13 protein-coding genes and 1 pseudogene are annotated in these 14,314 nt (G+C 74.7%); 6 read left to right on the top strand and 8 right to left on the bottom strand.

Annotation, left to right across the window (positions count from 1 at the left end):
* Positions 1-37: 37 nt before the first annotated feature.
* Both nusA and rimP read right to left on the bottom strand, forming a co-directional pair.
* Positions 38-1,102, bottom strand: a complete 1,065-nt coding sequence (gene nusA / locus Q0963_RS02340; protein WP_299441896.1) for a transcription termination factor NusA — start codon at positions 1,100-1,102, stop codon at positions 38-40.
* Position 1,103: 1 nt separating this feature from the next.
* Positions 1,104-1,622: a ribosome maturation factor RimP gene (gene rimP / locus Q0963_RS02335; RefSeq protein WP_299441893.1), complete on the bottom strand. Its 519-nt coding sequence runs from the start codon at positions 1,620-1,622 to the stop codon at positions 1,104-1,106.
* A 106-nt stretch (positions 1,623-1,728) separates the two neighbouring features.
* Here rimP and Q0963_RS02330 point away from each other — a divergent pair, with 106 nt between their 5' ends.
* From Q0963_RS02330 to Q0963_RS02320, 4 genes and pseudogenes are all read left to right on the top strand, one after another.
* Positions 1,729-2,646 (top strand): DUF4439 domain-containing protein, encoded by a 918-nt coding sequence (locus Q0963_RS02330; protein WP_299441890.1) that lies wholly within the window; start codon positions 1,729-1,731, stop codon positions 2,644-2,646.
* Positions 2,607-2,996 (top strand): annotated as a pseudogene (locus Q0963_RS16540) (aminoglycoside phosphotransferase family protein); the annotation flags it as partial. The gene Q0963_RS02330 and the pseudogene Q0963_RS16540, both read left to right, overlap by 40 nt.
* A complete protein-coding gene (locus Q0963_RS02325) occupies positions 2,917-3,540 on the top strand; it encodes an aminoglycoside phosphotransferase family protein (RefSeq protein WP_299441887.1) in 624 nt (207 codons plus the stop codon). The pseudogene Q0963_RS16540 and the gene Q0963_RS02325, both read left to right, overlap by 80 nt.
* 27 nt (positions 3,541-3,567) lie before the next feature.
* Positions 3,568-5,556, top strand: a complete 1,989-nt coding sequence (locus Q0963_RS02320; RefSeq protein ID WP_299441884.1) for a thioredoxin domain-containing protein — start codon at positions 3,568-3,570, stop codon at positions 5,554-5,556.
* 539 nt (positions 5,557-6,095) lie between these two features.
* Here Q0963_RS02320 and Q0963_RS02315 read toward each other — a convergent pair.
* The 5 genes from Q0963_RS02315 to Q0963_RS02295 all read right to left on the bottom strand — a co-directional run bounded on the left by Q0963_RS02315 (position 6,096) and on the right by Q0963_RS02295 (position 10,359).
* On the bottom strand, positions 6,096-6,926 hold the full coding sequence (locus Q0963_RS02315; protein WP_299441881.1) for a PhzF family phenazine biosynthesis protein: 831 nt from the start codon (positions 6,924-6,926) through the stop codon (positions 6,096-6,098).
* Between the two features lie 50 nt (positions 6,927-6,976).
* A complete protein-coding gene (locus tag Q0963_RS02310; RefSeq protein ID WP_299441878.1) occupies positions 6,977-7,399 on the bottom strand; it encodes a hypothetical protein in 423 nt (140 codons plus the stop codon).
* 232 nt (positions 7,400-7,631) lie between these two features.
* The gene (locus Q0963_RS02305) at positions 7,632-8,411 is read right to left on the bottom strand and encodes an FAD:protein FMN transferase (protein WP_299441875.1); all 780 of its coding nucleotides are present in this window, start codon (positions 8,409-8,411) and stop codon (positions 7,632-7,634) included.
* A complete protein-coding gene (locus Q0963_RS02300) occupies positions 8,408-8,899 on the bottom strand; it encodes an FMN-binding protein (protein WP_299441872.1) in 492 nt (163 codons plus the stop codon). Before Q0963_RS02300 ends, Q0963_RS02305 begins: the two co-directional genes overlap by 4 nt.
* A 29-nt stretch (positions 8,900-8,928) precedes the next feature.
* Positions 8,929-10,359 (bottom strand): ferredoxin reductase family protein, encoded by a 1,431-nt coding sequence (locus Q0963_RS02295; protein WP_299441869.1) that lies wholly within the window; start codon positions 10,357-10,359, stop codon positions 8,929-8,931.
* Between the two features lie 124 nt (positions 10,360-10,483).
* On the opposite strand from Q0963_RS02295, the gene Q0963_RS02290 reads away from it, so the two are divergent.
* A complete protein-coding gene (locus Q0963_RS02290) occupies positions 10,484-12,403 on the top strand; it encodes an alpha-amylase family protein (RefSeq protein WP_367180022.1) in 1,920 nt (639 codons plus the stop codon).
* A gap of 120 nt (positions 12,404-12,523) precedes the next feature.
* Positions 12,524-13,477, top strand: coding sequence for a hypothetical protein (locus Q0963_RS02285; RefSeq protein ID WP_299441866.1), 954 nt, complete (start codon positions 12,524-12,526; stop codon positions 13,475-13,477).
* Positions 13,478-13,531: 54 nt separating this feature from the next.
* Here the strand turns inward: Q0963_RS02285 and Q0963_RS02280 are convergent, their stop codons facing one another.
* The gene (locus Q0963_RS02280; RefSeq protein WP_299441863.1) at positions 13,532-14,311 is read right to left on the bottom strand and encodes a TSUP family transporter; all 780 of its coding nucleotides are present in this window, start codon (positions 14,309-14,311) and stop codon (positions 13,532-13,534) included.
* Between the last annotated feature and the right edge of the window lie 3 nt (positions 14,312-14,314).

Here is a 14,314-nt window from a genome sequence, read left to right as displayed (position 1 = left end):
CGGGGTCCAGTCCGGTCGGTCTGCACCACTCTACCGCCTATGCGGGCTCGGGCGTGTCGCCGGGGCTCGCCGTCGCCGCCACCACGGGCTCGGTGTCGGGGCGGATGTCGATGCGCCACCCGGTGAGCTTGGCCGCGAGGCGGGCGTTCTGGCCCTCCCGGCCGATGGCGAGCGAGAGCTGGTAGTCGGGGACGACGACCCGGGCGGAGCGCAGCTGCTGGTCGACGATCTGGACCGAGGAGACCCGCGCGGGCGACAGCGCCGCGGCGATGAACTCCGCAGGGTCCTTGGAGTAGTCGACGATGTCGATCTTCTCGCCCTGCAGCTCGGCCATGACCGCCCGCACCCGGGCCCCCATCGGACCGATGCACGCCCCCTTGGCGTTGAGACCGGGGACGGTGGAGTGCACGGCCATCTTCGTGCGGTGCCCGGACTCGCGCGCCAGGGCCGCGATCTCGACGCTGCCGTCGGCGATCTCGGGCACCTCGAGGGCGAAGAGCTTGCGGACGAGGTTGGGGTGGGTCCGCGACAGCCCGATCTGCGGGCCGCGCGGGCCGCGCTTGACCGAGACGACGAAGGTGCGCAGCCGGGCCCCGTGCGGGTAGGTCTCGCCGGGGACCTGCTCGGCCGCGGGCAGGATCCCTTCGACGGTCCCGAAGTCGACGAGGACGTGGCGGGGGTCCGAGCTCTGCTGGACGACGCCGGCGACGATGTCGCCCTCGCGGCCCTTGAAGTCCCCGAGGATCGCGTCGTCCTCGATGTCGCGCATCCGCTGCACGATGACCTGCCGGGCGGTGGCGGCGGCCACCCGTCCGAACCCCGTCGGGGTGTCGTCGAACTCCGGCCCGAGCTCGCGGGTGGGCCGGGCCGGGTTGCCCTCCTCGTCGACCTCACCCTCGGGGGCGGGGACCTCGTGCTCCTCGCGGGCCCAGATGACGACGTGCCCCGTCTTGCGGTCGAGCTCGGCGCGCGCGTGGCGGTGGTGGCCCTCCGTGCGCTGGTACGCGAGGAGGAGGGCCTGCTCGATCGCAGGGACGATGATGTCGAGCGAGATGTCCCGCTCCCGTTCGAGGGCGCGCAGGGCGGCGAGGTCGATGTCCACGTCAGCTGTCCTTCGTCTCGTCATGGCGGGCGAACTCGACCTGCACGGCCGCGCGGTCGATGTGCCCGAGCAGGACCGTCTCGGTCCGGGTGGGGGTCTTCTTCGTCGCCGGGATCTCGAGGACCACCTCGTCGGGGCCGGCGGCGACGAGCCGGCCGGTGACCTCGACGTCGGCGTGGTGGAGCGTCACGAGCCGGCCGACGTTGCGCTGGAAGTGCCGCGGCTCGGTGAGCGGGCGGCCGACGCCCGGCGAGGACACCTCGAGGGTGTAGGGCAGCTCGCCGAGGGCGTCGGAGTCGTCGAGGGCCTCCCCCACGAGGCGGGTCGCGTCGGCGACCTCGTCGAGCGAGAGGGGCTCGGTGGCGGTGGTGACCGTCCCGGTCTCGGCGAGCTCACGGTCGAGGAGCACCCGGACGACCCGGCGCTTGCCCGCCGGGGTGACGGTGACGTCCTCGAGGACGAGCCCACTGCCTGCCAGTGCCGTCTCGAGGACGGGTAGGACGCGGTCCGCGGTGGCCATGCCGGTGGCTCCTCCCTGTGAAGTTCTCAAGTCCCGGCGACTGCACCGGGAGGATCCACTCTAAGCCACCGAGGGGCCCCCGTCGCACCGTGGGATGATGCCGGGCATGCCGCCGGACCCGAGCCCGCCGCCGGGCCGTCGGACCCTCCTCCGGGCGACGTTCGCCGGCGGGGTCCTGGCCCTCGGAGGCTGCGGGATCCGGCTCGAGGACGACGCCCCCGCGCTGCCGCTCCTCCCCACCCGCACCCCGGTGCCGGGCGAGGACCTGCTCACCGCACTGACCCGCGAGTGCAGCCGGCTCGCCGACCTCGCCTCCGCCCTGCCCGGGTCGCTCGCGACCGACCTCGCGACGCTGCACCGCCGCCAGCACACGGTGCTGCGCACGACGCTCCTGCGCGAGCAGGTGCCCGCCGCGCTGCTCGACGGCCCCGCCGCGACCCCCACGGGGGCAGCGCCGGACGCGGACGCCCTGGCCGCCCTCGAGGCGGCGTCGGCACGCGGCGCCGCGGGGTTCGCCGAGGTGTCGGCCGGGCTGCTGGCGCCGGTCGCCGCCGTCCACGCGCAGCGCTACGCCGCTGCCTGGCTGCTCGCCGGCACGGCCCCCGACACCCCCGTCGCCGTCGTCCCGGGCGAGCCGGCTCTCGACGTCGCCGCGGCGCTGGCGGGCGCGGTCTACCTGCTCGAGGTCGCCGCGGCCCGGTCCTCGGGCACCCAACGCACCCGGGCGACCACGAGCCGTGACCGGCTGCGAGCCCTGCGGGCCGAGGTGCTCACCGGCGAGGACCCGCAGCCGCCGGCCCTCGGCTACTCGCTGCCCTTCCCGGTCCGGTCGGCGGCCGACGCGCGCCGTCTCGCGCGGGAGACGGTGTCGACCCTGCGGGACGGCCTCGGCGCCCAGCTGGACCCGGTCCTGGCCGAGGCGGGCGCGGACGGGCTGTCGGCCGTCACCCGCTGGCTGGGGACCGTGGAGGTCGAGGCCCGGCGGTGGGGGCTGCCGCTGGCGCCCTTCCCCGGCCTCGCGTGAGCGACCTCGCCCTCCCCCGCGCCTGGGTCGACCGGCTCCGGGGGTACCCGGCGGACGGCGGACCCACCGGCGCGGACTGGGTGGGCACGGTGCCGCGCCTCGTCGACGACGCCCTCGCCCGCTGGGACCTCGTCGTCGACGGTGCGCCCCGCACCGGCTGGACGGCGGCCGTCGTCCCGGTCCGCCGCGGTGGCGAACGCCTGGCACTCAAGGTGACCTGGCCGCACCCGGAGGGCCGGCACGAGCACCTCGCCCTGCGGTCCTGGAACGGTGACGGCGCCGTGCGGCTCGTCGCCGCGCTGCCCTCGGAGGGCCTCCTGCTCCTCGAGCGGCTCGAGACCGAGGACCTCACGCAGGTGTGGGCCGACGAGGCCTGCGCGGTCGTCGGGGGGGCTGCTCCGGCGGCTGCACGTGCCCGCTCCCCCGCCGCTTCCCCGGATCGCCGAGTTCCTCGCACCGCACCTCGAGCGGATGCAGCACCGGCCGGCGGTGCCCCGACGGATCGTCACCCGCACCCTGGGCCTCGCCGGCGAGCTGCTGACCGACGACGTCCCGGAGATGCTGCTCCACACCGACCTGCACTACGAGAACGTCCTGCTCGACCCCTCCGGCGGGTGGAAAGCCATCGACCCCAAGCCGGTCGCCGGTCATCCCGGCTTCGACGTGTGGCCGGTGCTGCGGAACCGGGCCGACGAGCTGGGGACCGGGGCGGCGCTGCGCTGGTCGGTGCGGAACCGGCTCGCCATCGTGGCCGACGCGGCGGGCATCGACGAGGAGGAGGCGCGGGCCTGGACCCTCCTGCGGGCCGGCATCGAGCTCAGCTGGGCGAGCGTCGTGGAGGGCGAGGACGCCGTGACCCGGTGCATCGCCCTGCACAAGGCTCTCGACGACTGAGCCGGCCCGAGCGCCTACCGTGGACGGATGACGAACCGGCTCGCGGCGTCCCTGTCCCCCTACCTGCTCCAGCACGCCGACAACCCGGTCGACTGGTGGGAGTGGGGGGACGAGGCGTTCGCCGAGGCGCGGCGCCGCGACGTCCCGGTGTTCCTGTCGGTCGGGTACGCCGCCTGCCACTGGTGCCACGTCATGGCGCACGAGTCGTTCGAGGACGAGGACGTCGCGCGGGTCCTGGCAGCGGGGTACGTCGCGGTCAAGGTCGACCGCGAGGAGCGCCCCGACGTCGACGCCGTCTACATGGCCGCCACGACCGCCCTCACCGGTCACGGCGGCTGGCCGATGACCTGCCTGCTCACCCCGGACGGCGACCCGTTCTTCGCCGGCACCTACCTGCCCCGCGAGCACCTCCTGGGGCTGCTCGACAACGCCTCCCGGGCCTGGCGGGACCAGCGGGACCAGGTGCTCGCCTCCGGCGCCCACGTCGCCGCGCGGCTGCGGGAGATGACCGGGCGCCCGGCGTCGTCACCGCTCGCCGTCGACGTCCTGGACCGGTCCGTCACGCGGCTGCGCAGCGACTACGACGACGCGCGGGGCGGGTTCGGCGGGGCGCCGAAGTTCCCCCCGTCGATGGTCCTCGAGTTCCTCCTGCGCCACCACGCCCGGACGGGGTCCCCGGACGCCCTCGCGATGGTCCGCGGCACCTGCGAGGCGATGGCCCGCGGCGGCATGTACGACCAGCTGGCCGGCGGCTTCGCCCGCTACTCCGTCGACGCGGGCTGGGTCGTGCCGCACTTCGAGAAGATGCTCTACGACAACGCCCTGCTGCTGCGGGTGTACGTCCACCTGTGGCGCACCACGGGCGACCCCCTGGCCCGGCGTGTGGCCGAGGAGACCGCCGACTTCGTCGTCCGCGACCTCGGCACCCCCGAGGGCGCGTTCGCGTCCGCCCTCGACGCCGACACCGTCGTCGACGGGCACTCGCACGAAGGGCTGACCTACGCGTGGACCCCGGAGCAGCTCGTGCAGGTCCTCGGCCGGGCCGACGGCGAGCGCGCGGCCCGGCTGCTGGCCGTCACCGCCTCCGGGACCTTCGAGCAGGGCGCCTCGACCCTGCAGCTGCCCGAGGACCCCGACGACCCGCGGTGGTGGGACGACGTGCGGGCCCGGCTCGCGGCGGCACGGGCGTCGCGGCCGCAACCGGCCCGTGACGACAAGGTGGTCACCGCCTGGAACGGCCTGGCCATCGCCGGGCTCGCCGACGCCGGAACGCTCCTGGACCGCCCGGACCTCGTCGAGGCCGCGGCCCGGGCCGCCGCTCACGTCCTGGCGACCCACGACGTCGACGGGGGGCTGCGCCGCACCTCCCGGGCCGGGCGGGTGTCGGCGGCGCCGGCAGTGCTCGACGACCACGCCGACCTCGCCGAGGGGCTGCTCGCGCTGCACCAGGGCACCGGGGAGGCCCACTGGCTCACCGCTGCCGGCGACCTGCTCGAGCGTGCGCTCCAGCGCTTCGTCGACGCCGACGGTGCGGTCCACGACACCGCGCACGACGCGCCGCCGCTGTTCTCGCGCCCCGCCAACCGCAGCGACAACGCCGAGCCCGCCGGGGCCTCGGCGCTGGCCGGGGCCCTGCTCACGCTTTCGGCGCTCACCGGGTCCACACGGCACCGGGAGGCCGCCGACGCGGCCCTTGCGGCGTGCGGCGAGGTCGCGGCCCGGGAGCCGCGGTTCGCGGGCTGGGCCCTCGCGGTCGCCGAGGCCGCGGTCGCGGGTCCCCTCCAGGTGGCCGTCGTCGGCCGGGACGAGCGAGCGGCCGAGCTGCTGGCCGTGGTGCGGGGGTCGCTCTCCCCCGGGCTCGTCCACGTGGCCGGCGACCCGGACAGCCCCGGGGTCCCGCTACTGGCGTCCCGCCCCCTGGTCGGGGGCGGGTCGGCCGCCTACGTCTGCCGTGGGTTCGTGTGCGAGCGCCCGGTCACCACCGCGGCGGACCTGCGGGCCGCGCTGGACGCCTGACGGCGGTCCCCGGGGCCGCCCGGCGCACGCGGCGTGGGCGGCCCCGCGGACGCCGGGAGGCACAGAGGGAAGGCAACCCGACGCGTACGTCAGGCCGCCGCCATCCCGGCGTCCACCGACCCCCCGGACCGCGACCCCCGGGGGGGCCGGCTGCCGACGGGCCGAGCGGGCGACGTGTCCTGCACGCCACCCACTGGGTCAGAGTGCTGCCATCCCTTCCGGCGCGGGGCCGGACGGGAGCGCAGGGACCTGGCACCCGACGCGTCGTCGGGCAGGCCGGGTCGTTGAGGAGTACCCGGCGTGCGGAGCCGGGAAAGGGCTCGAGGTCGACGACGCCCGGTCGGGCACCCGGTGGGGCGCCGACGAACGCGGGTGCGCGTCTGACGCGCACGCGGTGCAGCGGGGTCCCCGCCGACCCCGGATCCCCGGCGATCGTGACATCTCACAACCTGCTGCTCGCGCCGTGGTCCCCTGCTGAACCGCGGCTGAACGGGTCGAGGCTAGCAGCGTCGTCGGCCCGTGGACAGGGCCCGACCGGGCTAGTTCGCCAGGGCCAGCCGCCCCTCGGCCAGGGTGCGCGTCGCACCGCCCACCAGGGTGCGTCCGTCGCCGGTCACCACCACGCTCACCCGGCCGGTGCGGTCGACGCAGCCGCCCTGGGCGGCGGTGTAGCGCGCCGGCAGGTGCCCGGCCGGCACGAGCCACTGGGCGAGGCCGGCGTTGAGGCTGCCCGTGACGGGGTCCTCGGCGGCGTCGCGCTCATCGGAGTAGAACGCCCGGACCTCGAGGTCGCAGCCGTCGGGGTGCCCACCGTGCCAGGGCGCGGCGAGCCCGACCCTGAGTCCGTCGAGACGAGACAGGTCGACCCGCAGGTCGAGCAGCGCCCGGGCGTCCCGGAGCAGGACCCCGACCCAGCCGGGGCCGTTGTCGACCCACGCCATGTCGACGACCTCGGCCGCGGCGAGCCCGATGGCGTCCCTGACCCGGGCCGACAGGGCCGGATCCACGGGGCCCGAGCGCCGCAGCGGCGGCGCCTCGAAGGCGAGGGTCGGGCCACGGTGGACGGGGACCAGCCCCGCGGCGCACTCCTGCACGACGACGTCGGGGCGGGAGGACATCCCGCCCGCCTCGAGCCACGCGTGCGCGCTGCCGAGGGTCGGGTGGCCGGCGAAGGGCAGCTCGCCGCCGGTGGTCCAGATCCGTACCCGGTAGTCGGCTGCCGGGGTCGTGGGCGCGCACAGGAACGTCGTCTCGGACAGGTTGGTCCAGCGGGCGACCTCGGCCATCTGCGGGTCGGTCAGGTCGTCGGCGTCATGGATGACCGCCACAGGGTTGCCCCGGAACGGCAGCGGCGAGAAGACATCTACCATCCGGAAGCCGCGCACGGCTCATCGAACCATGCGCGCCCGCCGGCCCGCGCCTACTTCTTCGGGCAGGGGTTGAAGCCGGTGACGTCGCCCGTGACCGTGCTGGCCTGGCCGTTGCCCGTGATGTAGGTGAACGTCGCGGTGCCGTTGGCGGAGTTCCCGCCGGACACCTGGATGTCGGCGGCGATGATGACGTAGACCTGGCTGGTGCCCGCCGGGACGCTGACGGTCGAGAAGTCGAGGTCGTCGGGACCGACCTCGATGATCTGGGCGTCCGGGTAGTTGGGCGCGGTGACCGACTCGAAGGAGACCGTCGTGGCCTCGGAGCTGGTGACCGTGAAGACGATCTTGTAGCCGTACTCCTTGCCCGCCACGGACCGGCCGGGGTACTTGCACCCCTCACCGGCGAAGGTGAGGACGACACCCGGTGAGCTGGCGAACGCCGGAGCCGCGGCCCCGACAGCGATGACCGGCACGGCCCATGCCGCTGCGGTGGTGATGGAACGTCGGCTCGTGAGCCGATCGGATGGCGAGATAGACATAGGTGCCCCTGCAAGCACGGCCGACCCCCTGCTGGTCGACGAGTACTTCGATGGTAAAGGCCGGTTAAGGATTTCACCAGGGTTTGCACAAATTCATTGAATGCGGACGTGGGGGGCGAAGCCGGCGGGTATGGTCCCGCCGCTTCCGCCCCGGCCGTCCCGTCCGTCACTTCCGTATCAGCCGGTAGGCGGGGTCACGGGTCGGGAGGAGCCGGGCGACCCGGTCCGGATCCACCCAGGCGGCGGTGGCCCACACGTCCGCCCAGAGCAGGTCCGGCCCGACGACGGTGACCGAGCCCGGGCGCCGCACCGGCGCCCCCGTGCGGGGGTCCACGACGTGCCCGCCCCGGGCGGCGGCCCCGGACGTCGCGACGGCACCCCGGCGCAGCGTCACGACCTCGGCCACCCGACCTGCCCGCGACGGGTCCTCGACGCCGATCCTCCAGGTCGGGGCCGCGGCCGAGGGCCCTGGACCGGCGCCGACGACGACGTCCCCCCCTGCTCCGACGCTGTACGACACCTCGGGGACGATGGCGAGGTGGTCCGCCGCCCCGGCGACGGCCCAGCCCTTCACCAGCCCGGTGGGGTCGAAGGCCGGGCGGCCGCCCGGACGGGCCCGCCAGGCCCGGAACAGCCCGTCGGTGCGGTCCTCGGCCTCGAGGCACAGGTCGGCGACATCGGCGACCCAGGGATGGACAGCGTCTGCCTCCCCGTGCTGCAGCCGCAGGAGGTCGCTGTCGGCCCGCCACGTGGAGAGCACGGCGTCGACCCGGCGCAGGTGCGCGAAGAGCCGCGCGACGCCCGCCTCGATGTCGGGCCGGGTCGGCTCGAGCGCACGGATGTGCACGCTCACCGCCGTCCCCATCACGTGCTCGACCCAGGCCCGGCGGGCGGGCACGGGCGGCAACGGCGCGGCCGGCGCGACCGGGATCTCGGCGGTGATCACAGGTTCGCCTCGTCGATCGCGGACTGCAGCGACTGGATGTAGCCCTCCGAGGTGAAGGTCGCACCCGACACCATGTCGATCTCTGAGCTCTGGGCCTGGACGGCCTCCTCGTTGAGGACGGGGACGGCCGCGGAGTTGATCTCCTGGTCGCGGCGGTCGCTCCAGGGCACCTGCGTCACCACGGACTTCGTGATCTTCCCGTCCTGGACGGTGATCTCGACCTGGACGGGGCCGTAGCGGGTGTCGACGGCGTCGCCGGTGTAGGTCCCGTCCGAGGCGGTGGAGCCCGACGCCGAGTCCGAGGACGACGACGAGTCCGAGGACGACGAGCCGCTCGTGCCCCCGGACGCGAGATCGGTGCCGTTCGCCGCTCCCGCGCCGTCCGCGACGACGGTGGCCGCGGAGGTCGAGCTCGTGGACGTGTGGTAGCTGAGGAGGAGCACCAGGGCCGAGAGGGTGCTGAGCAGCCAGGTCGTGATGCGTCGCATCGGGAGTCCCTTCCGAGATGGGGGCATGGTCAGTAGGCGAACCGCTCGCGGTGGATGGCGTCCGGTGGGCACCCGCCCTCCAGCGCGGCGGTACGGATCGCCTCCATCCAGCCGTCGTTGCCGCAGACGAAGACGTCGTGGTCCGCGAGGTCGGGGACGATGTCGAGGAGCGCCTGCCGGTCCGACAGGTGCGCGGCCTGGCTCGGGAGCCACGAGGCGCGGCCCGCGATCCGGTGGCCCTCGACCTGGAGGTAGCGGGCGCCCCGGGCCGCGGCGAGCGCGCGCAGCTCGTCGGCCAGCACCGCCTCGTCCCGGGAGCGGACCCGGTGGACGACCGTGACGTCCCCGGGACCCTGGGGCAGGTCCTCCAGGAGCGCGCGCAGCGGGGTGATGCCGATCCCGGCACCGATGAGGAGGACCTTGCGGCGGGTCCGCACCCCGCCGTGGAGCCGGCCGTAGGGCCCCTCGAGCAGGACCCGGGTGCCGGGCCGCAGCGTCGCGAGGCGGGCGGACCCGTCGCCCACGTGCTCGGCGGTGAGGCGCAGGGTCCGGCCGTCAGGGGCGGCCGACACCGAGTAGGGGTGCGCCCTGCTCCAGCCGGGGCCGTCGAGGAAGCGCCACTGGAAGAACTGGCCCGCTCGAGCGGGCAGGTGGCGGAGACCGTGGCCGCCGACGGTCACGGTCGTCGCACCGGGCCCTTCGGGGCGCACGTCGAGCACCCGGATCGGCGACCGCAGCGAGCGCCAGGCGGGCAGCCCGACCCGGAAGGCCAGGACGGCGGCGGCGGTGGTCGCCCACAGCCCCCACCAGAAGACGGTGGCCGTGGTGGAGTCGAGGAAGTCCGCGCCCGTCCACAGCTGGTGCGGCAGGACGAGCCCGGCGCCGAGGTACCCGTACAGGTGGATGAGGTGCCAGGACTCGTAGCGCAGCCGCCGGCGCGCCCGGCGCACCGAGGTCACGACGACCATGACCAGCGCCGCGGTCCCCGCGGTGGCCAGCAGCATCCCCGGGTACGTGACGACGAGGTCCCACGCCGTCCCCCACACCCCGCGGGTGGACGAGGCGGCGTAGCCCAGGGTGATGAGGACGATGTGCGCCAGGAGCAGGGTGAAGGAGGTGAACCCCACGAGCCGGTGGGTACGGGCCAGCTCATCCTGCCCCCAGGCCTGCTCCACCCAGGGCACCCGCGCCATGAGCAGCACCTGGACGAGGAGGAGCGCCGAGGCGACGAGCCCGGTGAGCCGGCCCGTCGAGGTGAGGGCACCCGCCCAGGAACCGAGGTCCTGCACCCCCCCACCGGCGACCCAGAGCGCGACGACGGCGAGCGTGACCGCCCAGGCGGCCCCCGCGGTCGCGTCCCGCCACCAGCGCGGCAGCGGGGCGTGCCTGCGAGGGGTGCGGCGCATCTCCACGGGCGGCGGGGCGGTGGACCCGCCCGGGGCGATCGTGCTCGTCGTCATACCGGCGACTGTCGTCCCGGCGACTGTGCGTCCCCTGTGCACGGGGTCGGTCTGCACCATGAGCCGGCGCGCGCACCGTGGCCGGAGGTCGAACCGCGTGCGCAGTCTCCGACAGAATGCAGGCGTGAGTGCACCGGTGCCCCCGCCCCCGCCCCTGCCCGACCTCGGGCTCGGCGCGGAGCGCGCCGAGATGCTCCACGCCCGGCTCGACCGCTGGTGGCCCGACCTCCACGCCGGCCTCACCGAGCTCTACGGAGCGGACCGGGCCCTCCAGACCGGGACCGAGGTGGTGACCCACGCAGCCCGCGCCTTCGCCCGCCGGCCCGACCGCCTCCACCGTCGCGACCTCGAGCGGATGCTGCGCCCGGACTGGCTCCAGGACCCCGCGATGGTGGGCTACGCCGCGTACACCGAGCGCTTCGCCGACGACCTGCAGGACGTGTCGACGCACCTGTCCTACCTGGAGGAGCTCGGGGTCAGGTACCTGCATCTCATGCCCCTGCTCGAGACCCGGGAGGGCGACAACGACGGCGGCTACGCGGTCGTCGACTACCGCCGGGTGCGTCCGGACCTCGGGACGATGGACGACCTCGCCGCGCTCGCCGACGACCTGCACGACCGCGACATGAGCCTCGTCCTCGACCTCGTGCTCAACCACGTGGCCCGCGAGCACGACTGGGCGGTGCGGGCGCGCGGCGGGATGCTCCGCTACCGGTCGTACTTCCACGTGTTCGCCGACCGCCGGCTCCCCGACGCCTACGAGCGCACCCTCCCCGAGGTCTTCCCGGACTTCGCCCCCGGCAACTTCACCTGGGACGAGAACCTGCGGGGCTGGGTCTGGACGACGTTCAACGAATGGCAGTGGGACGTCAACTGGGGCAACCCGGACGTGCTCGCGGAGTACGTGCAGATCATCCTCGAGCTCGCGAACCGCGGGGTCGACGTGCTGCGCCTGGACGCCATCGCGTTCATGTGGAAGCGCCTGGGCACCGACTGCCAGGGCCAGCCGGAGGTCCACGCGATCACCCAGGTGCTGCGCGCCGTCACCCGCATCACGTGCCCGGCGGTCGCGTTCAAGGCCGAGGCGATCGTGGCCCCGTCCAAGCTCCTCGCCTACCTCGGGCAGGGGCCGCACACCGGCAAGGTCAGTGACCTCGCGTACCACAACAGCCTCATGGTCCAGGTGTGGTCGATGCTGGCCTCGCGTGACGTCCGGCTCGCCGCGCAGGCTCTGGGGTCGCTGCCACCGGAGCCGCCGACGGCGACCTGGCTCACCTACCTGCGCTGCCACGACGACATCGGTTGGGCGGTGATGGACGACGACGCCGAGGCGGTCGGGTCCACCGGGCCGGGGCACCGGCACTTCCTCGCCGACTGGTACGTCGGCGACTTCTGGGGCTCCCCCGCCCGCGGCCTCACCTTCCAGTTCAACCCGGACACCGGCGACCGGCGCACGTCCGGCACCGCCGCCTCGCTCGTCGGGCTCGAGGCCGCGGAGACGCCCGAGGAGACCGAGGAGGCGCTCGCCGCGCTCCGCCTCGCGCACGCCGTCGTCTACGGCTGGGGCGGCATCCCGGTCATCTGGAGCGGTGACGAGCTGGGCCAGCCGAACGACCCCGACTGGGCGAGCGAGCCCGGGCATGCGGACGACAACCGGTGGGCCCACCGGCCACGATTGGACTGGCAGCGCGCCGAGGCCCGCCACGACACCTCCACCGTCCCGGGTCGGGTGTTCAGCGACCTCGTCGAGCTCGGCCGGGCGCGGGCGTCGCTGCCGCACCTGCACGCGTCGGTGCCCACGACGGTCGGGCCGGTCGACGACACCGGGGTGCTCGTCACCCTGCGCGACCACCCGCTGGGGCGATTTGCCGGCGTGTACAACGTGACACCGCAGACCCGGGTCTGGCCGGGCTGGCGGGTCCACTCCCTCGGGCTGGCCGACGCCGTCGACGCCATCACGGGGCGGACGCTGCCGTGGGGGGACGACGGCGACGTCCACCTCCCGCCCTACGCGGCCCTCTGGCTCACCGTCCCACCCCGCTGACCCCCCCGCCCCACCCGAACGTGGGTGAAAGCCGCCGCTATCCGACCGGTCTTCACCCACGTTCGCGCAGCCTGTGGATGAATCCGCGGGCGATCGGCGCGATCTCGGCAGGCTCGGTCCATGCCCGACGTCCACCGCCCAGCACGCCGCCTCCTGCGGCGGGCGGCTGCCGCCGCGGCCGAGGAGTTCGGGGGCGTTCTCACGATGCGCCGCCTCGCCGGCCTCGGCTACGACCACTCGGCCATCCGGCGCGAGATCGACGGTGACCGTTGGCAGCGGCTCGGCACGCACACGGTCGCGCTGCACACGGGCGGGGTGTCCGACGAAGGCCGGCGATGGCGCGCCGTCTGGGAGGTCGCCGAGGGCGTGGCGCTCGTCGACGGCGTCAGCTCCCTCCAGGCCGTGGGGCTCACCGGCTACCACGAGCCGGTCGTCCACGTCTCGGTCCCCCGCAACGCCCAGTGCCCCGAGGCCGACGGCGTGCGCATCCACCGCGTCACCCGGACCCCCGGGGAGGTCCAGTCCTGCGGCCTGCCGCGTACCGCCCCCGAGGTTGCGACCCTGCGCGCGGCAGCGTGGGCGCGTAGCGACCGCCAGGCGGCCCTCGTGCTGTGCCTCGCCGTGCAGCAGCGCCTCACGACGGGGCACCGGCTCCTGTCGACGTTCCGCGTTGTCCGCAACCGTGGTCGGCGGCCATTCGTCCGGCAGGTGCTCCGGGACGTCGCCGACGGCGCGCAGTCGCTCGGGGAGCTCGACTTCGCCGTGCTCTGCCGGCGCTACGACATCCCCCCGCCGCACCGGCAGGTCCTGCGTCGTACCGCGCGCGGACGGATCTACCTCGATGTGCGCTGGGCGGGCAGCCGGCTGGTGGTCGAGATCGACGGCGCGGGGCACCGGGTCGGGCTCTCGGTCACCGATGACAACCTGCGGCAGAACGAGGTGTCCCTGACGGGTGACGTCGTCCTGCGCATCGACCTGGTCGGGCTCCGGGTTCACGAGCCGGCCTTCATGGCTCAGGTGCGGTCCGGGGTCCTCGGTCGCCCAACGCCCCCTCCCCCTGCCGAACGTGGGTGAAAGCCGTCGCTATGGCTCCAGTCTTCACACACGTTCGCGAGAGGACGGCGGGGGTCACCAGAGGCCGAGGAGGTCGCCGCCGATGCGGATGACGAACGCCGTGACGACGACGATGAACACGACCCGCACGAAGCGGCTCCCCCGCGCGACCGCGGTCCGCGCCCCGACGTAGCCACCGGCGAGGTTCATCACCGCCATGACGGCGCCCACGGTCCACACGACGTGACCCCCCGGCGCGAAGACGGTCAACGCCCCGAGGTTCGTCGCGAGGTTGGCGATCTTCGCCTTCGCGCTGGCCTCGAGGAACGCGTACCCGAGCAGCCCGACGAGCGCGAACACCAGGAAGCTCCCCGTCCCCGGCCCGAGCGCACCGTCGTACACCCCGATGACGAAGCCGGTGAGCACCGCCGCGGTCGTGTGCCGGGCGCCGCTCCACCGCAGCCGGGTCAGCTCACCCACGGACGGCTTGAGCAGCGTGTACGCGCCGACGACGACGAGCATCACGAGGATGATCGGGTTGAAGAGCGACTTCGGGATGTGCAGCCCGATGAGCGCCCCGCCGACCGCGCCGACGTACGCCACCCCCGCCATCGGCAGCGCCGTGCGCAGGTCGGGCCGGATCCGCCGGTAGTACGTGACCGAGGCGGTCGCGGTCCCCCACACCGAGCCGAACTTGTTCGTCGCCAGCACCTGCGCCGGGGTCGCCCCCGGCATCCCGAGCAGCAGCGCGGGCAGCTGCACCAGCCCTCCCCCGCCGACCACCGCGTCGACCCAGCCGGCGAGGAAGCCGGCCAGGCCGAGCAGGACGAGGACGTGGAGCTCGGGGTCAGCCACGAC

The organism is uncultured Phycicoccus sp. (genome assembly GCF_947495705.1).
GTDB lineage: Bacteria > Actinomycetota > Actinomycetes > Actinomycetales > Dermatophilaceae > Phycicoccus.
This window is presented reverse-complemented; position numbering and strand designations above follow the sequence as displayed.